The organism is Spirosoma endophyticum, assembly GCF_900112365.1.
In the GTDB taxonomy this organism is placed as follows: domain Bacteria; phylum Bacteroidota; class Bacteroidia; order Cytophagales; family Spirosomataceae; genus Spirosoma; species Spirosoma endophyticum.
This window is the reverse complement of record NZ_FOLQ01000002.1, coordinates 25,456-52,448: the sequence shown is the minus strand read 5'-3', so window position 1 is coordinate 52,448 and position 26,993 is coordinate 25,456. Positions and strand designations below refer to the sequence as shown.

The 26,993-nt window shown below is 47.7% G+C and carries 29 protein-coding genes and 1 tRNA gene; 12 read left to right on the top strand and 18 right to left on the bottom strand.

The annotated features are described in order from the left end of the window. Nucleotides 1-4: 4 nt before the first annotated feature. From BM202_RS05300 to tsaD, 5 genes are all read right to left on the bottom strand, one after another. Nucleotides 5-1,096, bottom strand: a complete 1,092-nt coding sequence (locus BM202_RS05300) for a dipeptidase (protein WP_262507661.1) — start codon at nucleotides 1,094-1,096, stop codon at nucleotides 5-7. 2 nt (nucleotides 1,097-1,098) lie between these two features. Next, nucleotides 1,099-2,094 carry a 3-hydroxyacyl-CoA dehydrogenase family protein gene (locus BM202_RS05295; protein ID WP_093823769.1) on the bottom strand — a complete coding sequence of 332 codons (996 nt, stop codon included), beginning with the start codon at nucleotides 2,092-2,094 and terminating at the stop codon, nucleotides 1,099-1,101. 67 nt (nucleotides 2,095-2,161) lie between these two features. After that, nucleotides 2,162-2,932, bottom strand: a complete 771-nt coding sequence (locus BM202_RS05290; RefSeq protein ID WP_394333779.1) for a UbiA prenyltransferase family protein — start codon at nucleotides 2,930-2,932, stop codon at nucleotides 2,162-2,164. Nucleotides 2,933-3,008: 76 nt separating this feature from the next. Further along, the gene (locus BM202_RS05285) at nucleotides 3,009-3,911 is read right to left on the bottom strand and encodes an MOSC domain-containing protein (RefSeq protein WP_093823765.1); all 903 of its coding nucleotides are present in this window, start codon (nucleotides 3,909-3,911) and stop codon (nucleotides 3,009-3,011) included. Between the two features lie 87 nt (nucleotides 3,912-3,998). Then, entirely contained in the window at nucleotides 3,999-4,997 is a 999-nt protein-coding gene (tsaD, locus tag BM202_RS05280; protein WP_093825106.1) for a tRNA (adenosine(37)-N6)-threonylcarbamoyltransferase complex transferase subunit TsaD, read from the bottom strand. Nucleotides 4,998-5,129: 132 nt separating this feature from the next. Between tsaD and BM202_RS05275 the strand changes: the two genes are divergently transcribed. The 8 genes from BM202_RS05275 to BM202_RS05240 all read left to right on the top strand — a co-directional run bounded on the left by BM202_RS05275 (nucleotide 5,130) and on the right by BM202_RS05240 (nucleotide 14,488). Next, nucleotides 5,130-9,845: a translocation/assembly module TamB domain-containing protein gene (locus BM202_RS05275; RefSeq protein WP_093823763.1), complete on the top strand. Its 4,716-nt coding sequence runs from the start codon at nucleotides 5,130-5,132 to the stop codon at nucleotides 9,843-9,845. A 348-nt stretch (nucleotides 9,846-10,193) separates the two neighbouring features. Continuing rightward, on the top strand, nucleotides 10,194-10,529 hold the full coding sequence (locus BM202_RS05270) for a hypothetical protein (RefSeq protein ID WP_093823761.1): 336 nt from the start codon (nucleotides 10,194-10,196) through the stop codon (nucleotides 10,527-10,529). Between the two features lie 23 nt (nucleotides 10,530-10,552). Next, nucleotides 10,553-10,906, top strand: coding sequence for a DUF6686 family protein (locus BM202_RS05265; RefSeq protein WP_093823759.1), 354 nt, complete (start codon nucleotides 10,553-10,555; stop codon nucleotides 10,904-10,906). Next, nucleotides 10,903-11,199, top strand: a complete 297-nt coding sequence (locus BM202_RS05260; protein ID WP_093823757.1) for a hypothetical protein — start codon at nucleotides 10,903-10,905, stop codon at nucleotides 11,197-11,199. The genes BM202_RS05265 and BM202_RS05260 overlap by 4 nt, the downstream gene beginning before the upstream one ends. Nucleotides 11,200-11,320: 121 nt before the next feature. Beyond that, nucleotides 11,321-11,812, top strand: a complete 492-nt coding sequence (locus tag BM202_RS05255) for a Fur family transcriptional regulator (protein WP_093823755.1) — start codon at nucleotides 11,321-11,323, stop codon at nucleotides 11,810-11,812. A gap of 68 nt (nucleotides 11,813-11,880) precedes the next feature. After that, nucleotides 11,881-12,945, top strand: a complete 1,065-nt coding sequence (locus BM202_RS05250; protein WP_093823753.1) for a glycoside hydrolase family 43 protein — start codon at nucleotides 11,881-11,883, stop codon at nucleotides 12,943-12,945. Nucleotides 12,946-13,017: 72 nt separating this feature from the next. Next, the gene (locus BM202_RS05245) at nucleotides 13,018-14,226 is read left to right on the top strand and encodes a cellulase family glycosylhydrolase (protein ID WP_093823751.1); all 1,209 of its coding nucleotides are present in this window, start codon (nucleotides 13,018-13,020) and stop codon (nucleotides 14,224-14,226) included. Nucleotides 14,227-14,411: 185 nt separating this feature from the next. Further along, nucleotides 14,412-14,488: transfer RNA gene (locus BM202_RS05240), tRNA-Asp, on the top strand. 461 nt (nucleotides 14,489-14,949) lie between these two features. Here the strand turns inward: BM202_RS05240 and BM202_RS37110 are convergent. The 7 genes from BM202_RS37110 to BM202_RS05215 all read right to left on the bottom strand — a co-directional run bounded on the left by BM202_RS37110 (nucleotide 14,950) and on the right by BM202_RS05215 (nucleotide 18,671). Then, nucleotides 14,950-15,123, bottom strand: coding sequence for a hypothetical protein (locus BM202_RS37110; RefSeq protein ID WP_177236510.1), 174 nt, complete (start codon nucleotides 15,121-15,123; stop codon nucleotides 14,950-14,952). Between the two features lie 394 nt (nucleotides 15,124-15,517). Continuing rightward, on the bottom strand, nucleotides 15,518-15,628 hold the full coding sequence (locus BM202_RS37770) for a VOC family protein (RefSeq protein ID WP_143100636.1): 111 nt from the start codon (nucleotides 15,626-15,628) through the stop codon (nucleotides 15,518-15,520). A 37-nt stretch (nucleotides 15,629-15,665) separates the two neighbouring features. Further along, nucleotides 15,666-16,091 carry a YybH family protein gene (locus tag BM202_RS05235; RefSeq protein WP_093823749.1) on the bottom strand — a complete coding sequence of 142 codons (426 nt, stop codon included), beginning with the start codon at nucleotides 16,089-16,091 and terminating at the stop codon, nucleotides 15,666-15,668. Nucleotides 16,092-16,294: 203 nt separating this feature from the next. After that, nucleotides 16,295-16,555 carry an iron chaperone gene (locus BM202_RS05230; protein WP_317039686.1) on the bottom strand — a complete coding sequence of 87 codons (261 nt, stop codon included), beginning with the start codon at nucleotides 16,553-16,555 and terminating at the stop codon, nucleotides 16,295-16,297. A 540-nt stretch (nucleotides 16,556-17,095) separates the two neighbouring features. Beyond that, nucleotides 17,096-17,488 carry a barstar family protein gene (locus BM202_RS05225; protein WP_093823747.1) on the bottom strand — a complete coding sequence of 131 codons (393 nt, stop codon included), beginning with the start codon at nucleotides 17,486-17,488 and terminating at the stop codon, nucleotides 17,096-17,098. A gap of 66 nt (nucleotides 17,489-17,554) precedes the next feature. Then, a complete protein-coding gene (locus BM202_RS05220) occupies nucleotides 17,555-18,007 on the bottom strand; it encodes a nuclear transport factor 2 family protein (protein ID WP_093823745.1) in 453 nt (150 codons plus the stop codon). A 73-nt stretch (nucleotides 18,008-18,080) separates the two neighbouring features. After that, complete coding sequence (locus BM202_RS05215) at nucleotides 18,081-18,671, bottom strand: Crp/Fnr family transcriptional regulator (RefSeq protein ID WP_093823743.1); 591 nt, start codon at nucleotides 18,669-18,671, stop codon at nucleotides 18,081-18,083. 189 nt (nucleotides 18,672-18,860) lie between these two features. On the opposite strand from BM202_RS05215, the gene BM202_RS05210 reads away from it, so the two are divergent. Both BM202_RS05210 and BM202_RS05205 read left to right on the top strand, forming a co-directional pair. Further along, nucleotides 18,861-19,106: an ATP-binding cassette domain-containing protein gene (locus tag BM202_RS05210; RefSeq protein ID WP_093823742.1), complete on the top strand. Its 246-nt coding sequence runs from the start codon at nucleotides 18,861-18,863 to the stop codon at nucleotides 19,104-19,106. A gap of 45 nt (nucleotides 19,107-19,151) precedes the next feature. Further along, nucleotides 19,152-19,526 (top strand): P-loop NTPase family protein, encoded by a 375-nt coding sequence (locus tag BM202_RS05205; RefSeq protein WP_218160517.1) that lies wholly within the window; start codon nucleotides 19,152-19,154, stop codon nucleotides 19,524-19,526. Between the two features lie 172 nt (nucleotides 19,527-19,698). Here the strand turns inward: BM202_RS05205 and BM202_RS05200 are convergent, their stop codons facing one another. The 3 genes from BM202_RS05200 to BM202_RS05190 all read right to left on the bottom strand — a co-directional run bounded on the left by BM202_RS05200 (nucleotide 19,699) and on the right by BM202_RS05190 (nucleotide 22,183). Next, the gene (locus BM202_RS05200; RefSeq protein WP_093823738.1) at nucleotides 19,699-20,157 is read right to left on the bottom strand and encodes a nuclear transport factor 2 family protein; all 459 of its coding nucleotides are present in this window, start codon (nucleotides 20,155-20,157) and stop codon (nucleotides 19,699-19,701) included. Between the two features lie 239 nt (nucleotides 20,158-20,396). Beyond that, nucleotides 20,397-21,284 carry a helix-turn-helix domain-containing protein gene (locus BM202_RS05195; RefSeq protein ID WP_093823736.1) on the bottom strand — a complete coding sequence of 296 codons (888 nt, stop codon included), beginning with the start codon at nucleotides 21,282-21,284 and terminating at the stop codon, nucleotides 20,397-20,399. Nucleotides 21,285-21,358: 74 nt separating this feature from the next. Then, nucleotides 21,359-22,183, bottom strand: coding sequence for an SDR family NAD(P)-dependent oxidoreductase (locus BM202_RS05190; protein ID WP_093823734.1), 825 nt, complete (start codon nucleotides 22,181-22,183; stop codon nucleotides 21,359-21,361). A 572-nt stretch (nucleotides 22,184-22,755) separates the two neighbouring features. Here BM202_RS05190 and BM202_RS05185 point away from each other — a divergent pair. Further along, entirely contained in the window at nucleotides 22,756-23,193 is a 438-nt protein-coding gene (locus tag BM202_RS05185) for a hypothetical protein (protein ID WP_093823732.1), read from the top strand. A 311-nt stretch (nucleotides 23,194-23,504) separates the two neighbouring features. Here BM202_RS05185 and BM202_RS05180 read toward each other — a convergent pair whose 3' ends face one another. From BM202_RS05180 to BM202_RS05170, 3 genes are read right to left on the bottom strand one after another with little or no spacing between them, the layout of a single operon-like run. Then, nucleotides 23,505-24,029 (bottom strand): DinB family protein, encoded by a 525-nt coding sequence (locus tag BM202_RS05180; protein ID WP_093823730.1) that lies wholly within the window; start codon nucleotides 24,027-24,029, stop codon nucleotides 23,505-23,507. Nucleotides 24,030-24,055: 26 nt separating this feature from the next. After that, a complete protein-coding gene (locus tag BM202_RS05175; protein ID WP_177236509.1) occupies nucleotides 24,056-24,946 on the bottom strand; it encodes a helix-turn-helix domain-containing protein in 891 nt (296 codons plus the stop codon). A 55-nt stretch (nucleotides 24,947-25,001) separates the two neighbouring features. Next, nucleotides 25,002-25,529, bottom strand: coding sequence for a YbhB/YbcL family Raf kinase inhibitor-like protein (locus BM202_RS05170; protein WP_093823726.1), 528 nt, complete (start codon nucleotides 25,527-25,529; stop codon nucleotides 25,002-25,004). A 531-nt stretch (nucleotides 25,530-26,060) separates the two neighbouring features. Between BM202_RS05170 and BM202_RS05165 the strand changes: the two genes are divergently transcribed. Beyond that, the gene (locus tag BM202_RS05165; protein ID WP_093825104.1) at nucleotides 26,061-26,615 is read left to right on the top strand and encodes a hypothetical protein; all 555 of its coding nucleotides are present in this window, start codon (nucleotides 26,061-26,063) and stop codon (nucleotides 26,613-26,615) included. Nucleotides 26,616-26,993: the final 378 nt, after the last annotated feature.

Here is a 26,993-nt window from a genome sequence, read left to right as displayed (position 1 = left end):
GAACTCACGTCCACGCGTTTCGCAGAAACCGCAGCCAGTTGCCGTGGAAAATATTATCAATATCATCGGAGCTGTAGCCCCGTTTTGTCAGCAAGCCATTTAGCTTTTGCAAATCAGCGATTGTGTCCAGATCCGTGGGCGATTGCTCAAGGCCATACGTACCGTCGAGATCACTGCCGATAGCAATATGCAGACAGTTACCGGTCATCTGGCAAATGTGGTCGTAATGATCGATGATGGTTTCCAGACTGATGCCAAAGTCCGCCGGATTGCTCGTACGTTGGGTGAAGCCCGGCTTCATCATCCAGGCATCGAAACAGCCGCCGATAACGGCTCCCCGTTCTATCAACTGCTTGATCTGGTCGTCGGTTAGTTGACGCTGGTGTGGCACCAACGCCCGGCAGTTGTGATGACTCGCCCAGACCGGCCCTTTGTAGAGAGACAGTGCTTCCAAAAAACCTTCATCCGTGAGGTGCGTTACGTCTAGGATCATCCCCAGGTGATCCATTTCCTGTACCAGCTCACGACCTTGCGGAGTTAATGGGCCACTTAATCCCGTGCCAGGAGCGTAACGTCCGGTGCTGTAATGCGCTGGTCCACAAGCACGCAGGCCATATCCGTAGGCTTTTTCGAGATACGATAGTTTAACAAATGAATCGGCGCCCTCCAGGCTTAGAATGTATCCAACGGGTTTCTGCTCATTCGGAACAGTTTCGTCAAACCAGAGGGCTAAATGGCGTTCCATCCCTGCACGATCCTTAATTTGGGTCATCTCGCCCGCATCCTCCATAGCCTCATACCAGGCTCGTTGTGCCTGAGTCATGGCCCACGCCTGCTCGGGCGAATTCCAGCCAGCACCGGGTAAATTGCCATTCGTCTGATTAAAGCGGGCAATCTGCGTAGCTACTACCAACCCAATATTTCCCCGTCGAAGATCGGGCAGCGATACCGTACCTTTCGCCCGGTCAATTTTATCGTTCATGCCAGCTTCATTTTCTCGAATCTGGTGGGCCGACAGCCGATAATCCCGGTTCCATTCCAGGGCGTTCAGCGACATATCTAAATGAGCATCAACAATAAAGGGAGATGTTTTCACGGTTATTTCGAGGGGTCTTCGTCGTTCTTTTGGGCTAATCTTGTTTTTACTACGTCGGTGGGGTATTTCAGCGCCAGCTTACGAATTTCGTAGCTAAACTCTTCGTAGGTCTTTTGCCATTCCTGGGCTTCTTCGGGTGTATAGTCGTAAAACCCTTTTGCGTTCAGGACACCTTTACCACCCGCCTTAACAATATCGTCGATCAATTTTGGCATGTCCGTCTGATTACTCAACGTAGGAAACAAATCCTTCATCACGGTATGATAAGCTGGCACGCCCGTCAAGTCCATCCAGCGAAACACGCCAACCAGCGTCATCCAGTAACCCGGACTATTTCGGCAGGCACGATCCACGTCTTCGACTGTAGCATATCCATTTTCAACCAGATTGAAAGCCTCCCGATACATGGCATACATCAGGCGATTGGTAATAAAACCCCGAATGTCTTTATGGACCAGGATAGGCTCCTTACCCCAACAGTGCGACAGTTCATAGAGCCATTCGGCATATTGAACATTACTCAAATCGCCACAGATAATTTCCAGAAAACGGGTCGTATGTGACGGTTCCATCCAGTGCAATCCCAGGAAACGGGAAGGCAGCCGCGTTTCGTTCTGTAGCAAGCTGATTGGAATTGCCGATGTGTTGCTGGTAATGATGGTCTCGTCAGACACCACAGCTTCAATTCTGGCGTAAACATCTCTTTTAATGTCAATATTTTCGAGCGTACATTCAATGACGAGTGCGCAACCTTTCAGCAGCCCATAGTCTTCCGTGATACGTAACTTTTCGAAATAAACGTCCGGTAGTTGAGTTATTAAGCCTTCCTGAAGCGCACCCTTCAAGTGGCCATGAATACGCGGCTCCGCCATTCCCATGTCGGACGGAATTGGCGCGACGGCCACCACCGGATGCCCGGCTATCAACAAACACGTAGTAATGCTACAGCCCATTAACCCTAAGCCTATTACGCCAATTGGTATCTGTGTCGGATTCATTGACTGATTTATTGTCTGGTTATGGTTTTGCGAATCTGGCACGCGTATTTACTCATGCCAGAAACAATCATAGTACTAACGCAGGCATCCAGAAGACTCCATCACCAAGCCAGCGGTAGCGTTCATTCCGAAGAAAATAAGCAGGATACCGTTGTATGACGTAGAGGGTTAAACTCATCAGCCCAAGCATCAGTGCAGAGCGTTGTGCAAACCGATCTGTTGTAAGAAAGCAAAGTGTAAAACCGGTTGCCACAATGACGGCGGTTAACCAGTTAAGTATAAGTTCACATCGTTCTTCACCCCAGACTGTTGCTAGTGAAAACGTAGATTGATCTGGTGTTTCGTGTTGCTCCATTACAGCAAACAAAAGCAGATTCTGAAACGCAATACCGAGAAACATCAGAAACTCAGCTATCTCTACCTTACTCACGGTGGTACGTTGCACCCAAACGCTGCCCCAGATACCGACGGCATAAAGTACCGCTACGAGTGGTTCTTTCAATAGCAAAGCCGGGTGCCGCGCCGGGAGTCGAAAAACTGCCCCGACATAGGCCACACAAATGCCTCCCAATACAAGTCCGAATTTGACTACGCTTCCCGGCAGAAAAAACGTCAGGACTAGTGCTAAACCAGCGGCTATGCCAACGACAGTCCAAAGCAACGTAGCGTAGCGTTGATGAAACCGATGCCGGGCCGTCATGGGTTGACTTGATGGATCAACGGTGTATTTTCGGACATCAAGAAGCCGATCAACAGTATAAATAACAAAAACGACTAAAGCCAGCACAACGGGCGTAGCCCAGTGAATCGGATCTACGTCAGACAGACGTGTAACCATTCGATTGGACAATACAGCCCCAATCACGACGGGGAAACTTAAGTAATAAAGGGTACGCAGATAAGTAAGCAACGAATCAGGAATTTAAAATCGAAATGGGCGTAGGTGGAGCCAGCCAAGGTTCCTGGCGGCTGATTATCTCAACTGATTGCCCAACACGCAGACTCCCTAAAGTGTTTTCGCCGGTCGATCTGGCCAGGACGTTCTGCCCGAACAGAATTTTGTGTTTCCACTGACGATAGGTCGTCAGCGTTTTTAGTGGTTCTTTTCCTTTCTGACCAGTCTCGGGATCAATAGTCGTCAACACACAGCGGGCGCAGGGTTTAACACCGTAGAAATCAATTTCACCAATTCGGAACTGGTCCCAAGCATCTTCGTCGTTTGGTACACTCCCACTTACGACAATATTTGGCCGGAAACGTAGCATCGTAAGAGGCTCCTCAAGGCGTTGATTGAGTGCGTCGAGCGATGACTGGCCGATCAGCAAATATGGGTAACCATCGGCAAAACTGACCGCATCCTGTTCAGGGTCGCGTGCATAATCCCGGTCGACAGCACGGGTGGTGGTTTCAGGCATAAACACCAACCGACAGGACGTACCAATGGCATTCGTAAACCACTGATCGGCTGCGTCACTAACCGTTAAGGCAGGCACATCTTTACTGTCCCAAATCTCGACCAGCATCGTTTCTCGGGACGTAGCAGTCTCATCCCTTAGCACTAATGGCAGTTCCACTACATCGTCGGGGTGGTTTCGATGCCAGACACGTAGCGTATCAGCACGGTCCGGCGTTTCGGTTATGGCTACGTCAATCAGCGCCATCTGCGGGTAGGCGCGTTGGGTTATAAATTTCCCTTCTGGCGTGACAAGCATGAATCGTCGATCATACCGAAAGCCTTTAGGCTCCACAATTACCTCCGTCATCGAAATGCTGCCTAGCGATTTGATGGGATAAATGAGCAGTTCTGAAATAGTCATGGTGGTAAAAAGTCAATAGTCTCTAGGCATTAGCTGAACGTTAATTTATCAAGGCTTACTCTTGACTATCGACTAACGACCAGCAACTTACATACTCATTCTCGGCAACGGACTTACGGTCTGGGCCGTAAAATCACCTTGCTCGTATTTGAATTTTGCGGCCATTGCAATCATGGCTGCATTGTCGGTACAATACTCAAATCGTGGAATGTATACGTTCCAACCCAACTCATTGCCAAGCTGCGTCAACGTAGTACGCAAACCGCTGTTCGCCGACACGCCCCCGGCAATGGCCATTTCGCGAATGCCCGTTTCGCGGGCGGCTTTCTTTAACTTGATTAACAGCATTTGTATCAGCGTATGCTGAATGCTGGCGCAAATATCCGGCAGATTTTGGGCAATAAAATCAGGATTTGCTCTACTATTATCACGCAGGAAGTACATAATGGCGGTTTTGATACCGCTGAACGAAAAATCCAGATTCGGCATCTCGCTCATCGGAAACTTGAAAGCCAGCGCATTACCTTCTTTTGCGTACTTGTCAATAAGTGGGCCGCCGGGGTAAGGCAGGCCCAGCAATTTAGCCGATTTATCGAAGGCCTCTCCCACCGCATCGTCCATTGTCTGACCGATTACCGTCATATCAAGCGGGCCATCGACACGTACAATTTGCGTATGGCCACCACTCACGGTCAGGCACATAAACGGAAAAACTGGCGTTGGTGACTCAATGAAATGAGCCAGTACGTGTGCCTGCATATGGTTGATCTCAATAAGCGGAACATTTAACCCCAGCGCCAGCGCCTTGGCAAACGAAGCACCTACCAGCAACGAACCCAGCAAACCCGGCCCCCGCGTAAATGCAATGGCCGATACGTCATTTTTCGATAAATTTGCGTCAGCTAAGGCGCGCTCAACCACCGGTAGAATATGCTGCTGATGCGCTCGCGAGGCTAATTCGGGCACGACCCCCCCATACTGCTCATGAATTAACTGGGTAGCAATTACGTTGGACTGGATAAGCCCGTTGGCTAAAACAGCCGCCGACGTTTCGTCGCAGGAAGACTCAATGGCTAAAATATTCACTGAACAAAAATAATGGATAATGATTTCCCCGAGAATAGACAATGGAAGTTGCCTGTAAACCGTTCCCTCATTTAGTGGTGTAACCTATACAAGGTCCCGTTATTCATTGTATATTAGGTCTTTCCATTCTGAATGCGTCAATTTTTTGCCATATTTCTTAAAACGCTGCTTTACTCGCTCCTCACGGTACTGGGTTTAGCATTAGGAATACTACTGAGCTTACAAATTCCCGCCGTTCAAACGAAACTCGCTCAGAAAGGCGCTACGTGGTTATCCGAAAAACTACAATTTCCGGTTGATATTGAGGGGGTTTCGATAAAATGGTTTGACTCGTTAACCCTCGAAAAGCTTACAATTAAAGACCGTCAGGGACGACCGATGATAACCATTGGCCGACTTGATGCCGATTACAATCTTCGGAACCTGCTCGATTCATCGGCACACAATCTCCACCTGGATGAGGTCGTGTTGTATAAGCCCGATGTCCGGATGATAAAAAACAAGACGAACGGCGACACTAACCTCGACGATTTCATTGCCCGAATTGAGCAACTAACCGCTGATCCGACCAAACCAAGTATCCCGAATCAGAATGTTCCCTTCACCATCGGCCATATCCATTTGGTCGAAGGAAAGTACACACTCGAAGACCCCCGCGAGCCGTTGATACGGGATAAAAAGAGTTTCGATTACAATCATTTTGCACTTCAGAATCTTACCGGCGAAGTCAGCGAATTCCTGGTCCTGGGCGATACCATTGCGTTCGATGTCAAAGGGTTATCGGGTATTGATCGGGATACCCGACTGAAGATTCGGCAATTGGACACGCGCTTTCTGTATTGCAATACCAAAATGGAACTGGCGCAGTTAAATGCCCATATTGGCAACTCCATCATCCGAAATGAGCTTACGTTTCTTTACGATAAACCATCAGCCTTCGGTGATTTCAATAGCAAGGTGCTCATGCAGGCGCGGTTCCGAAACAGCAAAGTGCAGTCTAAAGATTTGGGTTACTTTTCGGACTACCTGCGCGATCTGAACGAAACCTGGCTGCTGTCGAGCAACTTCACGGGCACGGTTAATGACTTCCGGCTTCGGAACACTGATTTACGATTTGGCCCCAACGGCCGCAGCCGTTTAGCGGGAACGATCGACTGGAAAGGGTTGCCCGATATGGACAAAACGACGGTCAATTTTGCCTTTACGCCCTCGGTGGTCAACATGGCCGACATCCGGCAGTATTACCCCGATTCGTCGTTTAACCACACGATTCAGAAACTAGGGACGGCATCGTTTAACGCTACGTTTGTGGGCGCTTTTGATAATTTCAAAACGAAAGGCACCTTCCGGACAGCCATTGGCAACGTAACGGGTGATCTTGCCCTAAGACTTGCCGACGAGTCTGATTTGACGACCTATACGGCTAATCTGCGGGGGGAAAACCTGGATCTGGGCCAATTAATCAATCAACCCGATCAGTTTGGCAAACTTGATGGTCAGGGACGTATCACCGGACGCGGAACCAACCTCGAACTAGCCACAATTGACTTTGATGGTCAGTTTGGGCGGTTTGGGTGGCAGGGCTATGCCTATAAGAACGTAGCGGCTCGGGGTAATTTGCAGAAATCCCTATTTGAGGGGCAGATGCATGTTCACGACCCGAATCTGTCGTTTGATCTCGATGGCGAGTTCAATCTAAAAGCTCCTCGTAATCATTACGATTTTCGCGGAGCGATAGAACACGCCGACCTGAGAGCCCTCGGTTTTATGCGTGACTCACTGACGGTCAAAACGAACGTAGACATTCGGCTGGAAGGCAGTAAACTTGATGATATTGTTGGAAATGCTACGTTCAATAATGCTACGCTCGAACTGAATAGTCGTACACTCAACGTAGATAAACTCACGCTGATATCGTCAATTGAACAACAGCCTGTTGGTGCAGTCAGTACTGACTCGATTACGACTATACCGAGTAAGCAGGCAACCGATAGGCAACGATATTTCAATCTCGATTCTGACTTTCTGACAACCCGTTTACAGGGCACCTTTCAGCCGCAACGCACGATTGACGATCTAAACCGATTAGTGCGCGAATATGAGCTTTATTTTAAGGGCGACGTGGCCGGGATGAATGGGTATTATGAACAGAAACGTCAACAGGCGGATCGGTTAGCTAAACAGCGGTCGGTAGCATCAGCACAACGATATGGCGTTGATTATCAAATCATAACAAAACAAAGTGAGCCCCTTCTGATCTTTCTGGGCATGTCGGCTTATGTAGCGCCATCAACCCGGATGGAAGGTCGGTTTACCGAAGATAATACGTCCTTTTTAACGGCTACGGTCAAAACCGATTCGATGCAGTTCGGGAAAATTGGCTTTGGCCCAAGCGACCTCGATTTAACGACATCTAAATTCACGTATAGTCAGGAAGTGCTGGCCTCGGCGGTTATTTCGTCGAAACGCCAATCCTTCAGTTCACTTCTGCCCACCCGAAATCTGCAGGCGGAAGCGTCGTGGGACGTCGACCATATTGATTTTACGAGCGCTATTGACCAGGCAGACAGCAGTGGTCTGTTCGCTAACCACGCTGACCTGAACGGCGAGTTGCGTTTCAAAGGAGATGCCATCGACCTGACTTTTCGACAGTCGAAAATACGCGTGCTGGATGGTAACTGGACGCTTAATCCAGAAAGTCTGATCCGCAAAGTAGGCGACGAATACACGATTCGGAACCTGTCCCTGCTGAACCAACATCAACTGGTTATGGCATCCGGAAAAATTTCACCGGATTCGATACAAAACCTCAATGTAGAAGCTCAGAATTTCTTGCTGGCTTCACTCAATTCCGTCTTGAATACAACGGTAGGCGGTACGTTAAACGGCACACTGGCGGTTCGTAATCTCTACGACACCCCAATTGTTGAAAGCGCGCTGACCGTTGCTGAATTATCGTACCAGAAAGCGCTGATTGGCGATGTGCGCGCGCAGGGCGAGTGGGACCAGCAGGCGCAGCGGCTTAACGTCGATGCACGTGTAAATCGCAACGGGGCCGACGTAGTGACACTGTTGGGTACCTATACACCCCAGCGCAGAACAAACCCGCTATCGCTGAAAGCGAAAGTCAATAATGCCGATTTATCACTGCTGGAACCCTTTACAACAGGACTTTTTTCGAACCTTGGCGGGATTGCCAATGGCGTTGTATCCGTTACGGGAAAACCAGCATCGCCCACATTAATGGGTCAGGTTGCCATCAAAGGTGGCCGCGGACGATTCGATTATTTGAAAGCGGACTTCACTTTCGACGATAACATTTATGTCGGCGAAAATGAAATTGTCACCCAGCAACTGACCCTGCGCGATCCGCAAGGCAATACAGCCGTACTGAAAGGTGGCGTTTACCATGACGAGTTCCGGCACTTCACCCTGGGTTTCGACGCCGATTTTAAGAACTTCAAGATCATGAATACGGTTGCGAAAGACAACGATGCGTTCTACGGACAGGCCGTCGTGACGGGTAAAGCCGAGCTTTATGGCCCAACGGATAACCTGACCATTCGTGCCAATGTAGCCAGCAACAAAGGCACTCGAATCTACATTCCGCTGGATGGTGCTACGTCGGTAGCGGCCGATGATCAGATTCGATTCGTGAATATAATTTCCGGGAAGCCAACCAGCCAGACCGCAGCTCATACCGTTGCGGAAAGCGATATTGATTTATCCCGAATTCAGATGGATTTTAACTTTGACATTACGCCCGATGCCTACTGTGAAATTCAGCTGGACCGCCAAACCGGCGACATCATTAAAGCGTACGGCCAGGGTCGGGTGGGCATGAAAGTCGATACGAAGGGTGATTTCACGATGACGGGTAATTACGAGATTCAGAAAGGAGATTACACTTTCACGTTCCAGAATATCATCAACAAACGCTTCCAGATCCGCCCCAACAGCCGTATTACCTGGACGGGTGATCCATATGGAGCGCTTCTGGATGTAACAGCAGCTTACACGCAATATACGTCTCTGGCACCTTTGCTGGGTAATCAGAAAACCAGTGCCGATCAAACCCGCCGGTATCCAGTTGATCTGGTAATCAAACTAAATGGTGAGTTGGGCAATCCAACGATCAGTTACGATCTGGATATTAAAGAATACCCGTCCTCATCCGATTTCCGGCAGGCTGTAACCGCGTTTGAGTCGCGGCTTCAAAGTAACGATCAGGAGCTGACCCGGCAAGTAAGCAGCGTTCTCTTATTCAATCAGTTACTATCTGAAAATACCAGTCTGTTCGAACAGGGGCAAGTCAACTCGGGTGTAGCCAACAGCGTGAGCGAACTATTGTCCAATCAGATTAGCCGCCTGGCCTCGAACCTGAACGAAAATCTGGACGTGGGCGTATCGTTCGGTGGTTTCACAAGCGGTACCCAAAACGAAAATCTGCTCAATAACCTTCAACTTCGGTTCTCGTATCGGCTGCTAAACGACCGGCTACGCATTAGTCGCGATGGTGGGTTTACATACGGACAGAGTCAATACAACGCAGCCAGTTTACTGGGTGAGTGGACGCTCGAATATTTCATTACGTCTGACGGGCGTTTTCGGGCAAAAGTGTACAACCGCAATCAGCAAAGTATTCTGAGCCAGTACAGTACCAACAGCACCATCACCACAGGTGGTGGGTTGAGTTTGCTTTATACACGTTCGTTCAACCGTCTTTTCGGCGGACAACGTAACGCACCCGGCCTAACGCCCAATAAACCCGGCGACGAGCCCGCCCCCGCTCCTACCGTCAGTCCTATTTCCACGTTCAATGGTACTAGCCGGGACGTATTTCAGTAGCTTCATACGCATTTCTTTTCTGTACGTCCTGGTATACTGCCAGTGAAATGCCTGTGTCCGATTGACACTAGCCATGTATTGATAACAGGCTGTTTTTGGGGCAGTTATTCAATTCATCGTTCATTTTTCAATAAACTTCTTCAATAAATTCTTGCGTCTATAAACTTCCTGAATTATGTTTGTTTAAAATTAGTCTAAATAGTATTTAGCTAACAAAGTAGATAAGGCGAAAGCAATGACTTCATAATCTTAAGCCCTGTGTACCGGGAAAACTAGTCTGGTTGAGATGCGCGAATCAACCCATTCCGGTCACAGGCACAAACTAGGCAATCCTAATTTCACCTGCGTATGAACCCTTGTAAACCAGCGGTACTGTTCGATAACGATCATTTTTGCATCGCCCAGTGCCATCATTGCCAACGAGTTGGCTTAACGTTTCAGAATCTTTTACTGGGTTTCTCACAGGATGAGTTCGTCGGATTATGCCGCATCATGGATCAGGCAGATTTCGAGCGGTGTAGTGCGCTCATGCCCGATGGTCAGTTACATATGATTGTCAACACGGGCCATCCAGATATTCAGTTTAGCTTATCACGAATAGAATTTGAGCGATTTCGAGTTGGCTTGTCGCAGGCACTACGTCGTATGAATCTTTATCAGCTGCTGAAAATTCAATCCAACTAGCTCATACTCAACATCACATACGTATGGAACATCAGCATCACCTGAAAACGCTGACCCAATATGAGAACGGGTACATAGGCTACTGCGCCGGGTGTCGATCCTACAACCTGGCTTACAAGAATTCGCTGTTCATTCTGTCGGAAGACGAATACACATATTACCGCGAAGTGATCGTCGAACGAACGGCCATGCGTCCTTTTTTCACGACACATGGTAAGGAATGGCTCCTGAAAACACCCATGCAGAACTACTTCATGATGTTCTCGGACGACGAAATAAACGAACTCATCCAACTGATAGACGAAGCCAGCTTATTGATGCAGGTAAACCAGCTTTTGCAAACGCCAACGGAAAAGAATAGCCAGAAAAACGGATGATCGAGCAACGTATTTCTGTACAGGACACCAATGCCAGCGATCTCCATCAGCAGGGCGTAATGGAGGTTTTGTTCAGAGGAATCCCCCTGTTCCTGAGTCGGCATGAAGTCGATGCGTTGCTCAATTGTCAGCAGCAATGGTGGTGGTCTGTATTTTACAGAATTGGCCTTTTAGACGTACGGGATACCTGCATTCGAGCCGGATTTCAGGGGAAAAACCTCCAGATAACGCTCAAGGAATATGACGAACTGAGCTTGGTCATACAGGAAGCCTATTTACGGCTCGACTGGTAGGCTTCCATAAGAAATATGATACGTGTACAACCACGATCTAGACGATAAATCATAGTTAGGTTAGTAGAAAAAGAAAAGGGATTGGTCACTGACCAGTTCCTTTCTCAACTTTAAATCAGACATGAACGAAACTCCTTCAATGCTTGCCACCGCCCGAGCCAAACTGGAAGAATCACTGCTGGCGAAAGGGTTACGTCGATCAGCAGAACGCTTCGCCATTTTAGACGAGGTGTATTCCCGCAACGACCATTTCGATGCAGAGGACTTATATCAGGCCATGCATCAGAAATCGTATCCAGTTAGCCGGGCAACCGTTTATAATACGCTGGAAGTCCTGGTTGATTGCCATTTAGTGCGACGGCACCATTTTGGTGATGATGATAATTCCAAAAGCCGTTACGAAAAATCGCTTGGGCGTCAACAGCACGCGCACCTGGTTTGCACGATCTGCCACCGGGTACAGGAATTTTGCGACCCGCGTTTACACCTGATAAAAACGAATGTAGGAAATACGCTTCAATTTGAAGTAGAGTCGCATTCGTTCGTGCTGTACGGGCAATGCATCGACGAAAACTGCGAAGCCAAACCTGGCAACGGAACGCCGGCGAATTGATTTAAGAAGCGTTAGGGGTAAAAACGGCGATTTTGGTCTTTTCTTACCAAAACTTCGTTTTCTGCATCATGACTTTTTCCCGAATTAAGTCCTGGTTTCTTGTCAGTGCGCTTCTTTTACTGATTCTCACGAACCATCACGTAGTAGCCCAGCGTACGTTCACCAACCCCATTAAAAACTCCGGTCCTGATCCTTGGGTACTGCAGAAAGATGGCTGGTATTATTACATGAATACTACCGGGCGAAATCTAACCCTCTGGAAGACCCGGAATCTGGCCGATCTCAATACGGCCGAAAGCAAAATCATCTATACCCCTCCAGCCGGGAAACCCTACTCACGAGAATTATGGGCGCCCGAAATCCATTCGTTCAATGGCCGCTGGTACGTTTATTTCTCAGCCGATTCCCTCAATAATCTGTCCCACCGTGTTTGGGTGATCGAAAACACATCGCCTGACCCCATGCAGGGCGAATGGACGATGAAAGGAAAAATTGGCGATAAAGGCGATCATTGGGCGATAGACATGTCAGTTATCGATTTCGATGGTCAGCTTTATGCCGCCTGGTCGGGCTGGGAAGGTCCAACTAACGGACGGCAGGATATTTACCTGGCTAAGCTGAAAAATCCATGGACTATCGACGGCGACCGGGTTAAGATTTCGCAGCCCGACCAGCCCTGGGAACAGCACGGCGACGTACCACAGGAATGGCAGAAGAACGGCGAAATACCTAAGATCTATGTGAACGAAGGACCGGAATTTCTGCGTCATGACAACAAACTGTTTATTGTGTATTCGGCCAATGCCTGCTGGCTCGACTATAGCCTCGGGTTATTGACCTATGAGGGCAAAGGCAATTTACTCGATCCCAAAAGCTGGACCAAAAGCGCGCAAGCGGTATTTACCCAGGCACCCGAAAATGGCGTTTGGGCACCGGGGCATGGTGGCTTCTTTCGCTCCTCTAGCCGCGACGGCGGACTGGGCCAGGACTGGATGATTTATCATGCTAATCCCTCCGCTACTGACGGTTGCGGCAACAAACGTGCACCCCACATTCAGCCCTTTACCTGGAACGCGGATGGGTCACCTAACTTTGGCAAGCCAGTTCCTAAAACGCCAATGCCCATTCCATGACGAATGAGCCACCATAACTAATAATCATTATTAACTTGTAATTTCCTTCATTCATTAATTGTCAATAGCCAAATGCGTAAACTTATTTTCCCGGTTATCCTGGCCGCTTTGTTTAGTCTGAATGGGTGTAAATCGGCGAACAAAAACGAACAGAGAGCCGTCGACTCCCTTGCGGTAGCCAACAGTGACACAGCGATTACTCCTACAGAACACTGGTCGGCCGAACGCGCAAATGCCTGGTACGCCCAAGAGCCGTTTCTGGTTGGATCTAATTATATGCCTGCCACAGCCATTAACGAGCTGGAAATGTTCCAGGCTGATAGCTTCGATCCAAAAACTATCGACAAAGAACTGGCCCTTGCCGAAGGTATTGGCATGAATACCATGCGCGTTTTCCTACACGATCTACTCTGGCAGGACTCCACCGGTTTCACCAAACGGCTCGATCAGTTCCTGACCATTTGCAACAAGCATAAAATCCGCCCGATGCTGGTATTATTCGATTCCTGCTGGGACCCTGCCCCTAAGCTGGGCAAACAACATGCGCCAACACCTGGAATTCACAACTCGGGTTGGGTACAAAGCCCAGGTGCAGCCGCTCTTAAGGATACAACACAATATCCGCGTCTGGAAACCTATGTAAAAGGTGTTGTGGGCGCATTCAGGAACGACAAACGGATTCTAGCCTGGGACATGTGGAATGAGCCTGACAACACCAATGCGAACAGCTACGGCAAGAATCACCTGAAAACTGAATTACCCGAAGACCAGAAGAAAGCTCTAATCAGGAAGCTACTTCCTCAGGTATTCCAGTGGGCGAGGGTTGCCGGAGCAACGCAACCATTAACATCGGGTGTATGGATTTATCGCACACCTGCCGATTGGCAGAATCCGGCGAAATGGTCGCCGATGGAAAAAATACAATTTGAAGACTCCGACATCATTACGTTTCACCAGTATTCAAAAGCATCTGATTTGGAGAAAGTCATTCCGGCGCTACGTACATTAGGTCGCCCGCTTATTTGCACCGAATACATGGCTCGAGGTGTCGACAGTAAGTTCCAGACCCACCTTCCCATTGCCAAAAAAGAAAAAGTTGGCATGATCAACTGGGGATTTGTGGCAGGCAAAACGCAGACGTTTCTACCGTGGGACAGTTGGCAGAAGCCTTACGTGAATGGTCGCGAGCCAGCTATCTGGTTCCACGAGGTTTTTAAACAGGATGGAACGCCCGTTGACTCAGCTGAAATTACGTCCATTAAACAGGCTACTGGAAAATAAGTATTAGTATTCGGAGCTAAATGCAAAAAATCCTCTGAACGAATCAACTGATTTCCAATGGATATGCCTAAACAGTACGTTTTAGGCGTAAAGTTTTTTCGGTAGACCCTTGCATGGAATAGCCAAAGCGCCTACTTTTGTGCCACGATTAAGGAAAACGGCAACGTCAACTGAAAATCAAAGTTGGTTCGGTAGTTCAGTTGGTTAGAATACCTGCCTGTCACGCAGGGGGTCGCGGGTTCGAGCCCCGTCCGGACCGCCACTGTAAATCAAGCACTTATCAGAAATGGTAAGTGCTTTTTTTGTTTTCGGTTTACACGATGGTTTACATAACTCTTACTGCAGGATTTCTTCTTGGATAGACCCGTCTAGGTAGCCATCTGCCAATTCTAAAAATCAAAACTATCTTCTACACTTCATGGCTTCACTGAATTAGTGGTTATAATAGTGGTTTGTTCACTGGCAAGGATGCTAAACCCACCTGATTATGGGGCTGATATTACAGTTGTCATTCAAAGTAGTTACATGATTTGATTGCCCGTATTTGAGGTATGGCACCAGCTTCGTTTGGCTTATCCCATTCAACAGGGCAACTATTGACTAGAACAACTGTCAATCGTTCGATCTGAAGTTCATTCGGTGTAAATACAGAGCTGGGCCGGAGTTCCTGTTCTGCCAATTAGCTGGCGTTAGGTGGCTGTTTGAGCAAATAGTCAGCAAGCTCTAATCCTGCTGTTTCTCCTCATCGTTGGCTTTATCTTCCAACAACGTCGAAATACTTATTTGATAGCCTTGTACATTCAATTCAATTGCTACTTGGCTCCACCGGGCATAGGCTTTACCATCTTTCGATAAGTCCGGGAACAGCATCACGGCGCGCCCCTGTATAGCGGTCAAGCGTTCAGAGTTAAGACAGTGCACCAACGGCCAACCAAACAAAACCCGCCCATAATCTCGGTGGCAACACCTGGCACTTGATACGTGTTAAAGAAACTCATCCGGGCAATGGAAGGGTCAACTTCGCTGATAAGGGCATAACCCTGTTAGACCAAATCGTGGGTCACCTGCTCATAATCCTCAATTGGCAACCGGAATGCCAGATGCTGAGTGCCCCCTGCTGGATGCTGGGCTAGATAATCATGAAACATGCTCTGACCTGACAGTGGCTGGATGAGCTCGATGAAGCTTCCTCCGGTATAGGCTGGGTCGTTAGCCAGTCACCAGCTATGAGCTGACCGTAGTAGCTCATGCTCAGATCCTGGGCGCGGATATGCTCCGGCTCAGGAAAGCCCTAGATACCTAACGCATTGGTCAGAAAGTTTACAGCGGCCTGAATGTCGGCAACTACCCAACCAATTTGGGCCAGTTCCAGGGAAGCAATGGTGGAAGGGATGTTGTTCATGATGGATTGCCTTTTTTTCACTATTATCCCTACGCGTTTAGGCTTCTAGCTTGATTAACGCTTGACCGCTCTGAGCATCGAACGGTACTGAACTGTGCTCATGAGTAATCAGCCATTGACCACTCTGTTTACGTAAACAAACCGTTGACCGCCAACGCATATCAATCTCATCTCCATTCGCCAATAATCCTTTTACATGGTTAAAGGAATACCCAAAGCCAAGCTCGTCGTTGGCCACAACGGAAAGCTTTTCAATCGCGTAGGAAAAAGTCTCTGGAAACTGTGACAGCCAGCTTTCTAAGCGTTCTCGGCAAGCCAGTATGCCTTCTTTTTGTAAGGTATCAACCACATCGAACGAAACGACATCCGTTGCATAGTGGGCCATTGCCCCATCGATATTCTTCTGTTGAACAGCCTGTTCCTGCCCTCGAATGAGTTGTTCGATTTGTTCTTGGTTCGACATTGACTTAGCGGTTTGATTACCTGCTATCAACTTGGTGGTGACCTAATGGTTTGCGCTTTCTTCTGTTACTAGAGGAGTACATCCGGCTGGTGTACGTTAATCAGGTGTATTAAGACTCATTCTCTGAAAATTAATTTCCAAACACATCCAAGCAGCTACTCTTGTTTGAAGAAGGAGCGATTTAGGAGAATCAGTAAAACCGTTTAAGGCTTCCTGGTTTTCGGTTTTGCCACTTTATCCCCGTTTTCCTCAACCCGCAACGTCACCATTCTGGCGATCAAATCCAACGGCATGGGCTGGGTGAGTGGAAATTGAATCGATCCCTTACCTTGTTTGTAAGCCGAAAGTTCGTTCTGAAAAGCGGCATTTCCTTTCGGTGTTCCGTAAAAACCGACGTGATTCCTGAATCCGGCGAAGTAAACTAAGTTACCGCTCAACGTGAACGTTGGCATGGCATACTTAATGGTTTCCTAGGCGTTGGGCGCTGCCTTTTTTATGGTTTGGCGAATCTGTTGCAACTTCTCCTGAATGTCTTCCGGAAAGCCAGCGATGTACTCCTCAATGGTGTTAGGTTTATCCATGGTCCTGTCGATGTATGGTTATTAATCGGTAATAGGATCGTTCTCATTTGATTTGCGATTTGTTCACCGTTAGCACAAAGTTAAATCGGAGGAGGGTAGTCCATAACGGGCAATCACGACAAAAAGCAGGTGTTTTATGACCATTTACAAGTGTTCTAAACTAGGCCGGACCGTCAGCGATTTAATAATGTTACAGAGGAATAAATAAGTCTATAAAGGGCGTGAAGAGGATTTTAGCCTCTACATCCTGAGTAATGTGTAGACACTGTAAAAGACTTTACAAAATTATTCACGGGGTAATAATGAGCAGATATATGAATTCCTGCGTCTCAATCGGGAGCCATTTTTGAGAATAAGTACTCACGGCTTCAGAGCAGGAGAACAATCAACTCTCAGCTTAAGTCGTAACTAACACAACTACCTTCAATGACTAATCACCCTGATGCTCGGATGTTCGGCAATAATGGACAGTATACTATCAAAATACGTTTCTCCACGGCCACTCTCCAGAGCGGTCAGCTTTTCTTCAAACAGTTTCTTATTATAGGGCGATCCGGGCCTCAGCTTTTCCAAATAGTAAACTCGGGTAGTCTCATAGCCTAACGCTTGCCGGCTGTGGTCAATGTTGTGCCAGACAAGTTCAGCCAATTGGGCACCTTGTAGGGCACCATAGCCACCAAACAGCAAATCATTAAAGGCGTCGAGGCTAGGACCGATCCGCCAACTTTCTCCGCTCATGAATACCCGGTTGATCTCTTCATAAAAGGAGGCAATGTCGTTGATGGCGTTGCCCTCAATTGCTATCTGTATGACCATTGTTTACTTGCGTACCCAGGCTATATCATTGGTTAGCCAAAGCACCTTATTTTGCCTGAAAAAGTACTAGCTGATAATTTGAGGGGCATGGGCTTCCTCAATACCCGACCTAAACTGTTTCTCTAACCCGTTATAGACCACCAACGTATCCTCATAGACATCCAACTCAGTAATCTTCCCCCACTTTAACGTAATGAAGTGCACGCCTTTGTTAATGTACGAATCCCCGTTGAGCAGCGTGGCTGTAGCTGTCCAACGAACGATGGCCAGCGTTTTATGAGGCCAGCCCTTCACCATGATGTTATTGACGGTAATATGCAGATTAGGCGTTAAACGAGCCAAGCGATCTAACCAGTCCCGCACAGCCGCCTGATCGTGGCGAACACCCCCCAGCGCATGGTCGCCCGCAAAACTATGGCGCACGTTGAGGGCCATGCTTTTGACTAGCTCATCAAACCGTCGTTCGTTGACCAGAGTAAATGACTTTTTTACCTGTTGTTCCACAATGTAGTTATACATGACCGTTTGGTTTACGTGATGCACAAAGGTATTTGAGCTACAGGCCTTCCCCTGTAACCTAGGTTACAAAGCGCTACAGACCTACGATTTTTCGACGGATGCGACTCAGCGAAGGCCGCTCAATGCCTAAGTAAGACGAGAGATGGGTCAGCGAGATACGGTTAAATAGGCTAGGGTTCTCTTGGATGAAGTCCAGGTAGCGTTGCTCGGCTGAATCGAACTGAAAGCTTTCAATTCGACGCTGCTGTTGTTGCAGAATCGCTTCGGCAATCAAGCGTCCATTTCGCTCAAAGCCCATAAACTGGTTGTATCCCTGCTGAACATGTTGGTAGGAAACCGTAACGAGTGTCGTGAGTTCCAAACACTGAAAGTAATAGCGGCTAGGCTTACCCATCAGCAAGGAGGGATAGTCGGTGACCCAACTATTTTCAGGTACGAAGGTGGTAGAGATTTCTTCCCCCATCTGGTTGAGATAGTAGCCCCGGATGAGCCCTCTGGTGAGAAAACCGATGAGTTGATTGGGCTTACCGGCTTCAATGAAGAAGGTTTTTGGCGCTAGAACACGTTCGGTCAATCCCTGCCGAAAGTACGCCCACTCCTGGGGGGTAATCCGCGGATTAAGCACCTGTATGGCTTGCTGAACTTGGTCAAACGGATTAGTCATAGCTTCCTTAAACACGCTTACAAAGCTAATCAATTGCTCACCCTTGATGGAAAGTCATTCAGTGTTGGTAGCCTACTGCAACTTATAAAATGGATGTGAGAAACCTATCAAAAGCGCGTCTAATATTTACGGCTTGGCTTGTGAATCTGAGCATATCGATACTAATGAGAGCCTTTCTACTTAGCTGATATGCACTTAGCCATCGACAAACTCGAGAAATGTTTCGGCAAGCGAGCCATCCTCAAACTGGAGAATCTAGCGCTAACAACAGGGGAAACGATCGGCATTTCCGGCCGAAATGGATTAGGCAAATCCACCTTGATGAAGATCCTGTTTGGAACCATGAAGGCAAATGCCAGCTCACTTTATCTGGATACTCTGCCGTTCAATCCCGCCACCAATATTGCTCGAAAGCTCATCGCTTATCTTCCCTAACATAGCTTCTTACCGGGTGGCCTCAAAGTCAGGGATCTTATTCCCTTGATGATTCCTGATGGGGAAGCTCAAAATCGGGTATTTTATTCGCCGGGTATGGCCTCCTTTGACAATCAACGGATTGGTTCGCTTTCCATTGGTCAACTAAAATTCCTGGAGTTTCTTTTAGTAACTTATCTAGATCACCCTTGCCTGATACTGGATGAACCGTTTTCCATGATCGATCCCCTTTATCACCCGATCATGAAGGACCTTATTGGCTCTTTAAGGGCTAGTAAGGATATTCTTGTAACCGACCATTATTACGAAAACGTCTGGGCGGCAACGAATCGGAACTATATCCTGGTTGATGGGTTATTATTGCCCATTGAGATGAAGGACGAATTGACTAAACATGGTTATTTGCCCAGTCGTAGATGATCCAACGATTACGTAGCTATTCGCAGCAAGCATAATAAGAAATAGCTGGTTTCTAGCATTAAATGGCCAATCCTTCGGGGTACCAATATATAAGCACTCCTTCGTCTTAAGCAGAGCGTTTTCGTGAGATATCTTTACGGTTAACAAAGAAGTGTGATCTACGAAATCCTAGTTAATTCCTTTTTACCGGAAACAGCTTCTCGTCCACTTCGGTGCCCTGACCAGCTACTCGACACCAGCCACTGGACGTCTTTTGGTAGACTTCCAAGCGTCTTACCTTCAAATCCACATCATGGCCGTCTACCACCAGTTGGACATTGGCCAGAAAATTAACCACGGCCATTTTACCCTCATAAATGCGAATAAATTCATGGCCTGGCACTGGCCGCACAGATTTAAAAACCAATTTTTCCTTCGCTTGTGCCCCTTGCCATTGTTGATGAGAAAAGGAAATGTCGCCTTTTGGGCCAACAGGGATGAAATCATCACAGTCAATAGATACATCTGGTTTTCGCTGACGCATGAGTTCCCTGATTTCCTGTCTTTCTTTCGGATAGCTGGTCGTATCGATCTGAGCAAAGGCCTTACAGTTGCCTAAAATTACGAGAAACAGGATGAGCATTCGTTTCATAGACGAGTCGTTTTTCTCAAAGTTAAAGGCAACTGTGGAAAGCACGACTCCTACTAATGCTTTTCGAACAAATTTTTGATGTTATGCCCTAACCTGTCGTCACTTTAAAAGCCCTATTTAGGGGAGAGACTATCCATCCTGTCTCAATAACGAGGGGATTTTGAGCATGATCCTTTTAAATTCAATAACTGTTCGACTCAATCCGGAGCTTACGAACTGCGCCATACTCAGATTTGGCCTCAATTCAAATAATGCTTTTTGTAGTGGTTAGGACTAACCCCTGTTTGTTTCTTGAATAAGCGGGAAAAGTAAGGTGGGTTGTCAAAACCAAGCCGATAGGCAGTTTCCACCACGGTATAATCTCCGCCATTGAGCAGATTCTTGGCCTCCGAAACCAAGGCGATGTGGATGAGCTCCAGCGCAGTTTTCCCAGTTTCCTGCTTCAGCAGATCGCTCAGGTACCGTGCCGACATGTTCAGCTCAGCCGCAAACATAGCCACGGTAGGTAACCCCTTTTTCTGTAACAATCCTTGGTCAAGGTAGGCTGATAACACAGTATTAAACTTAGTCGCTGTTGTCCCCGATACGATCGTACGGTTTAGGAACTGTCGTTTATAAAAGCGCTGGGAGTAGTTGAGGATCGATTCAATATGGCCCAGAATAATGTCCCTGGTGAACTCGTCCTGGTTGTTCGTATATTCGATCTCTATTTTCCTGTAAAGCTCCCAAATAATCTGCTGCTCCTTTGGGGATAGATGAAGTGCCTCATTTAGTTCGTAGTTGAAATAGCTGTACTTCTTAATGGCCGTATGCAGCGGATGCCCGTTTAAGTAATCGGCATGAAACCATATCTCGAAGCCATCACTTTCCAGGGCGATATCCCTCATTTGGATGGCCTGCTGTGGTTTCAAAAAATACATGGATCCGCTCTCGTGGTCGTAGCGAGTCCTGCCATATCGGATCTCCCCTGAGCGAAGTCGTTTCAAGGCGATAATATAGAAATCCGTCGTCACTTCATAGCTGGATACGCTCCGCAATGGGTTACAGGTAAAGAGCGTCAGGAGCGGATTTTCCGGCCCTGGATAATTATTGCAGCGATGTACATCACTCAGGCTTTTGAAATGCATCGTATGAAATGGTAAGATCAGCCTAGGCCTGTGCGTAGGCTGATCGGTTATAAACGGACGATTACTTGATACCACTAGAGGCCATGGGCTTCTATCGCAACCGTATTCCACTCTTCCCAACTAGCCAGCCGCTGCTGATAAACCGCTTTGGCCAGCGGGAGCGCTTTTTTGCCCAGGAACAGGCGCAGCGGAGGATTTGTTGCATCTACCAGCTTTAGAATAGCTGCCGCCGTTGCTTTTGGATCACCGTAGGTATCGCTTTCGGTCATGGCCGGATTTGAATAAAGCGCGGTCCGCACCTGATCGTAGGCTGGAAGGGGCTTACTTTGAATTGTTGATGCAGTAAAGTCGGTAGAAAATCCATTAGGCTCGACGATCGTTACATGAATACCCATGTCTTTGGTTTCCAGGGAAAGGGCTTCACTAAAGCCTTCGACCGCAAATTTACTGGCGCTGTAGATACCCACGGAAGGAAATGTATAGACACCCAGCGCACTGGATAGTTGCAGAATATGGCCGCTGCCCTGTGCTCTTAGTATGGGTAGGGCAGCCTGGGTGATCCATAGTGTACCAAACAGGTTCGCTTCGATGATGTCCCTCGACTCCTGCTCGCCGAGTTCTTCCACCATGCCAACGACACCCATAGCCGCATTATTGATCACGACATCCACCCGACCAAAATGAGATTTTGCCTTTTCCAGTGCTGAAAAGCAGGCTGCCCTGTTGGTTATATCCAGCTCCAGCGGCAGCACCGCGCTGCCATACTTTTCGACCAACTCGCTTAGTCCGCTTCCCTTTCTCGAGGTAACCACGACCTGATCACCCCGCTCCAAAAAAGCTTCCGCCCAAATTCGTCCGAATCCGCGGGATGCTCCCGTAATAAAAATTGTCTTAGCCATTGCCTCTTCTTTTTTTGATGAGGCAAAATTACCCTGTAGACCATCAGCGCTCCTTATACAAAACAGCAGAATACGGATACGTTTTTACGACGAAACCGAAGTAAGGCTGTTTCAGTACCAACTTGTAAAGGATGACTAGTGGCGGAAGCGTCACCTAAAAAGCCCACACCGGCCAACTATGGAGTCGATTCATGAACGCTCTTTCGTCTCAAGCAAAAGCCTTATCTGAAAACTGAATTCTACCTGGAGATTTCAGTATCTTTAACCAATGGGCCACTGCAGCCGTTAAATTCGTCTACAATAAACCACCATACGGCTCTTGGTTGGGGACATAGTCAATGAGCGACTGAAAGGCCAGTCCGCTCGTTGCGGAATTGGCTGGCCGACGTGGCAGGGTCAGTAGCACTGAAATTTCCAAGCTAGGTAGACGCGTAAGGCGTATTTACTTTTCCTCCCAACTACCTGCGTTGCTATTTTTGTAGTTGAAAACAAGGCGGGAGCGGCCGGTTGGATTAGTGCCTTTATCAACAAGAGCCTGTAGGGCGTCCCAATGCTCAGGCTAAACGAAATGTATGGAATCATATTCAACCCCGGAAGGCATCGTTCGCGTTGAGCGAATGAATAAAACGTTTACCAAATATCACCTAGGCGATGGCCGGGTACTGCATCATTTTACAGCGGCTAAGGACGAACTGTTTCATGACCACCCATGGCCCTTTCGCAGTACCGTTTTATCGGGCGGATACGTTGAGGTTGTGGCGGAGCTAAATGAGGATGGAAAGTTTGCCTTGATAACAGTGAAGCGCCTACCAGGGACAACTCACGAGGTACAGGCGGGTACAATACACAAGCTGTGTGGGTTATTGAAAGGAGATTGCTGGACGATCATTGAACCAGGCAAGCATGAGCGGAAATCCGGCTTTTATAAGGCGGATGAGGCTGGGGTCTGGCACCGTTTCTGGGACCAACGGAAATGGAGGTTGATCGTGGCTGTACCAAAATCGGCCTAAAAAATCAACGCTCCAAACCGGGGCAACCAGCTACATCTGCCACCCAAGCAACAGACTCCAGCCAATAGATGCTGAACGATAGGCCGGTCCACCACAATCGGTGGACCGGCCTTAATGAATACTGAATGCTGAAGTCTGCGAGATAACTGAAGGGACAAAAACTCCACCGAATACTGAGGCATCACGGCAAGCTTCCATCGTCTCTCTTAGAAGCCTTTTGTGAGATCGTTAGAGAGGAATGTGTTTCGAAAGCGAGCCACTCTCTGCCATAAGGTGGTCGTTGATCAGGGGACGGTTCGTTGCCGAAAAGATTATAAACATTCAGAAAGGGTGGGTCCCAGGGGTTGGCGCATTCGAAAATAAGTGGCCAAATCAGTAGAGGATAGGTTGGTGAAACCTACTTGACGCAGTAAGGTAACTAACTGCCCACGATGATACGTAGCGTGGTTGATGAAGTGAGCAAACGTCTGCCAAAAAGCCATCTGCCATTCCACTCCCCGCCAACTAAAGCGTACGGATTGCTGATAATTCTCCGGCGGATAGACTTGCACGAACTCTTTTAAAGCCGCTGAGGTCTGCATCCAAATCTGAATCAAATCCTCTTTCGTGCCCTCAAATTGGGTCGATAAAAACACGGGGTTAGGAACCTGTTGCCAATAGTCCAACCAGATTTTTTCGGCACTGACCAAGTGAAGGGTCGTTTGTTTGACACTGTCAAAGCTGCTGGTAATGACCTGGTTCCATTGTTGGTTGGTCAGCTGATTCAACCAACTGATAGCAATACCACTCGCCCAGAGGTTATAGTCCGCTACGTCCAAGAAATAATCTCTGCTCATTTTTATAAGGTATTCGTGATGAAGTTTTATTGAGTAGGGTTAATCCCGGCAACAGTTGATACCTGATACTGCTTAGGCGTCATGCCATACACTTGCTTAAAGGATTGGATAAAGCTCGACAGATTTTCGTAGCCCAGCTCGTCATATATTTCGCTGGCTTTCAATTTGTCTTGCCTGAGCAAACGGGCAGCTTTCTGCATCCGTTTCTCCAGGAACCATTTGGTTGGCGAGTTGCCATAAAGATGGGCGAAACGCCGTTTAAACGTTGATAAGCTGACGTGACACAAGAAGGCGAGTTCTTCGACGGTAACCGGACGATCCAGGTTAGCGGTCACGGCCTGCCGAATCAGTAGCTCATCGGTAGCTTCCTGGCTTTTCAGATGCAGCGTCTGTAAGTGGCCGGGATGGGTTTGATTCAGGTACAACAGCAATTCTTCCAATTTAACCGCCCGCATACCCGGTGATATTGACCCATCGGTGATCAATAGGTGATGAAGTGATTGAAGGTAATTAGTCAGAAAACCGTCTTGCTCAAACTGGAGAAAAGGCTCCTCGTCTACCTTGCTACTAGGCGCATGAAGAGTAGCCGAATGCCGTATGAAAAAATCGCTCAGTAGTTGGTTATCAAAAGAGATCAATATGCTTTGATAACGTCCGGCATTCCCCACTGTCTTTTCACTCATCAAGCAGTTTCCGGCTGAAAGCAACAGAAACTGACCCGGCTTGATCTGCACGCTGGCCCCCGCATAATAGACCGTTTTTTCGCCTTCCAACAGGAAACTGAACAGGTTCTGGCGGAGCGTAATCTGGTTCTTGATGCTGACCGCCTGGGACTCATAGTGAAAGATGGTGATCGATTCAGTTTCAGTTCCCAGACGCGAGGGCTGCTGTTCGATTTGAGGAGTATGTGTGTGCATGGGTTTTACTTCGTTCCAATTAATGCAGGCATTACCTAAACACCTTGAATGGGGGTTAGTGCTTTTGTCCATAAACCAGCAAGGAGGCTTTGGCTAGTGTGGCATAATGCATACTAAATCCGGCCAGAGCTGGCGTGGCCTGTTGATCCAATTCTAGTTTTTGAGAGAGGGCATAGACTGTAATCAAATACCGGTGAGCGGGTCCTTCTGGCGGGGCGGCCCCTACATAGCCAGGAACGCCTATATCTGAATTACTTTGTACGGCTCCCTGGGGCAGCAAGTTCTGAGTCGGGTCCCCGGCACCCGCTTTGAGTTCATGGACTCCTGCCGGGATGTTGAATACTACCCAATGCCATAAGCCGCTACCGGTTGGAGCGTCTACGTCATACATGGTCACCGCAAACGCTTTGGTGTGCTGGGGTGGATTTTCCCAGAAAAGCTGTGGGGACTGGTTTTGGCCAGCAAACCCCATTCCATTGCTGTAGTGTTGTTGGGCCAGTTGACCGCCAAGTTCGTTGCTTTTCAAGGTGAATGAGTGTTCGCTGGCCTGGCCATTCAGAACCTCATCGACTACTTTTGTCATTAGCTTGTTGGTTAGTGTTTTAATAGATTTCCTGACAAAGGTAGATATAGCGATACGTGCAAGCGGATGGGTCAACGACCAAAAAGTGTTGCTAAACGGTCAATTTATTGATAAGTAGGACTGGTTGTCTGGCCTAACTAGTAACAGGATCACGAAGCACGGGTCCAAAATCTATACGAATCGAATCGTTCTGATTGGACAGCAGCGGCTAACCCAGGGAAAGCCAGTTTGGGTAGCAGAGATTGAGTAGTGGCTAATCTCTTTTAACGACTCATTCAAGAAGCAGATATACGAAGGTCTTCGTCTCAAGCGGGAGCGTTTTTGTAAGACAGTTGTATAACCAACTGCGCCAAAATCCATAACTGAGTGTAAAATCGGCTTTTACGTTTTGTTAACCTTCTTTTACAGGTTATTAACAGACGACAGGATAGAAACTTTTAGCTTTGGTGAAATCCTTGAAAATAAAAAGAATCCTTAAACGGATTTGATTTATCTCCTGATAAATCTATGTTATTTAAATCGACAAAAAATATGAAAAAAATCATTTATGCGCTGATCCTACCGCTGGTTGTGGTCAGCGGACTCGTATTGGCTAGTCGTGAAGGTAAACATGAAGCGTCTAAAAAGTTAACAGCAAAGTCCCTCTCTGCTGAAAGGAAAGCGGCATCGAAAAAATGGGAGGCTACCCCTGATGGGATAAAGTACAAAAAATGGGAAGTATCTCCCGAAGGTAAAAAAGTGTATGCGGGTGAAGCTAAAATAAGGAAGCATATCAGTGCTTTTACCCATATGGAGGCTGTTGTAACCTCTCTATCTCTGCCGCCAGGCTCAAGAGTAGGTTTCGGCGTGATGGTCAGGATTAACGGGGAGGATTATATTCTTAGTTTCGGTCCGGAAAAGGCTGACAAGAATTTTACCAATGAATTTCAGCCATTGCATAGTCTGAAAGTTAACGACAACCTAATAATAAGAAGCCATAGTGTATCGCACGCACCCAAGTATTCCTATCCAATCGTATCGGGCGACTATGTAGAAAGAGATAGTACACTAATGTATAAACGTGCCCTTCGCAAAGGCGGTTGCTGAGTAAAGCATGATGGAATGACCCTCACGGACTTTAAACGTAAAGAGGATTAGCAATAAGGTAGGTGTATAGCTGTTTCTTAAAACGCCCATTTTTTGAGAAAGAAACCAATGTCATGCCCATAATCAAAGAAACTTTGTAAGAAAGCCCCAAATTGTTATCTCACAAATCAACGTTCCATTTTCAGCGTCGCAGATGAGTTCGTGCGACAGTTTTATGTACGCAAGTAGAATTAATTATGTGTGCCTGGCGAAATGCCGTCGCTATCAATTGACAGGTCACGCCAACGAAGTTGAGCCCACCGACATAGAACGAAGTGCGTAAGAGCCCGTCTAGTGGGAAGAGGTCAGTCAATAATCTGCTGCCCAGTAAGGTGGTAT

Bases quoted from the DNA above. Each gene is read 5' to 3' on its own strand.
- BM202_RS05215 (WP_093823743.1), bottom strand. From the start codon at position 18,671: ATGACTAATCCGTTTGACCAAGTTCAGCAAGCCATACAGGTGCTTAAT.
- BM202_RS05210 (WP_093823742.1), top strand. From the start codon at position 18,861: ATGCACTTAGCCATCGACAAACTCGAGAAATGTTTCGGCAAGCGAGCC.
- BM202_RS05270 (WP_093823761.1), top strand. From the start codon at position 10,194: ATGAACCCTTGTAAACCAGCGGTACTGTTCGATAACGATCATTTTTGC.
- BM202_RS05180 (WP_093823730.1), bottom strand. From the start codon at position 24,029: ATGAGCAGAGATTATTTCTTGGACGTAGCGGACTATAACCTCTGGGCG.
- BM202_RS05200 (WP_093823738.1), bottom strand. From the start codon at position 20,157: ATGAAACGAATGCTCATCCTGTTTCTCGTAATTTTAGGCAACTGTAAG.
- BM202_RS05275 (WP_093823763.1), top strand. From the start codon at position 5,130: ATGCGTCAATTTTTTGCCATATTTCTTAAAACGCTGCTTTACTCGCTC.
- BM202_RS37770 (WP_143100636.1), bottom strand. From the start codon at position 15,628: ATGAACAACATCCCTTCCACCATTGCTTCCCTGGAACTGGCCCAAATT.
- BM202_RS05250 (WP_093823753.1), top strand. From the start codon at position 11,881: ATGACTTTTTCCCGAATTAAGTCCTGGTTTCTTGTCAGTGCGCTTCTT.
- BM202_RS05190 (WP_093823734.1), bottom strand. From the start codon at position 22,183: ATGGCTAAGACAATTTTTATTACGGGAGCATCCCGCGGATTCGGACGA.
- BM202_RS05255 (WP_093823755.1), top strand. From the start codon at position 11,321: ATGAACGAAACTCCTTCAATGCTTGCCACCGCCCGAGCCAAACTGGAA.
- BM202_RS05170 (WP_093823726.1), bottom strand. From the start codon at position 25,529: ATGACAAAAGTAGTCGATGAGGTTCTGAATGGCCAGGCCAGCGAACAC.
- BM202_RS05295 (WP_093823769.1), bottom strand. From the start codon at position 2,094: ATGAATCCGACACAGATACCAATTGGCGTAATAGGCTTAGGGTTAATG.
- BM202_RS05175 (WP_177236509.1), bottom strand. From the start codon at position 24,946: ATGCACACACATACTCCTCAAATCGAACAGCAGCCCTCGCGTCTGGGA.
- BM202_RS05290 (WP_394333779.1), bottom strand. From the start codon at position 2,932: ATGGTTACACGTCTGTCTGACGTAGATCCGATTCACTGGGCTACGCCC.
- BM202_RS05185 (WP_093823732.1), top strand. From the start codon at position 22,756: ATGGAATCATATTCAACCCCGGAAGGCATCGTTCGCGTTGAGCGAATG.
- BM202_RS05285 (WP_093823765.1), bottom strand. From the start codon at position 3,911: ATGACTATTTCAGAACTGCTCATTTATCCCATCAAATCGCTAGGCAGC.
- BM202_RS05235 (WP_093823749.1), bottom strand. From the start codon at position 16,091: ATGTCGAACCAAGAACAAATCGAACAACTCATTCGAGGGCAGGAACAG.
- BM202_RS05225 (WP_093823747.1), bottom strand. From the start codon at position 17,488: ATGGTCATACAGATAGCAATTGAGGGCAACGCCATCAACGACATTGCC.
- BM202_RS05265 (WP_093823759.1), top strand. From the start codon at position 10,553: ATGGAACATCAGCATCACCTGAAAACGCTGACCCAATATGAGAACGGG.
- BM202_RS05220 (WP_093823745.1), bottom strand. From the start codon at position 18,007: ATGTATAACTACATTGTGGAACAACAGGTAAAAAAGTCATTTACTCTG.
- BM202_RS05165 (WP_093825104.1), top strand. From the start codon at position 26,061: ATGAAAAAAATCATTTATGCGCTGATCCTACCGCTGGTTGTGGTCAGC.
- BM202_RS05260 (WP_093823757.1), top strand. From the start codon at position 10,903: ATGATCGAGCAACGTATTTCTGTACAGGACACCAATGCCAGCGATCTC.
- BM202_RS05245 (WP_093823751.1), top strand. From the start codon at position 13,018: ATGCGTAAACTTATTTTCCCGGTTATCCTGGCCGCTTTGTTTAGTCTG.
- BM202_RS05195 (WP_093823736.1), bottom strand. From the start codon at position 21,284: ATGCATTTCAAAAGCCTGAGTGATGTACATCGCTGCAATAATTATCCA.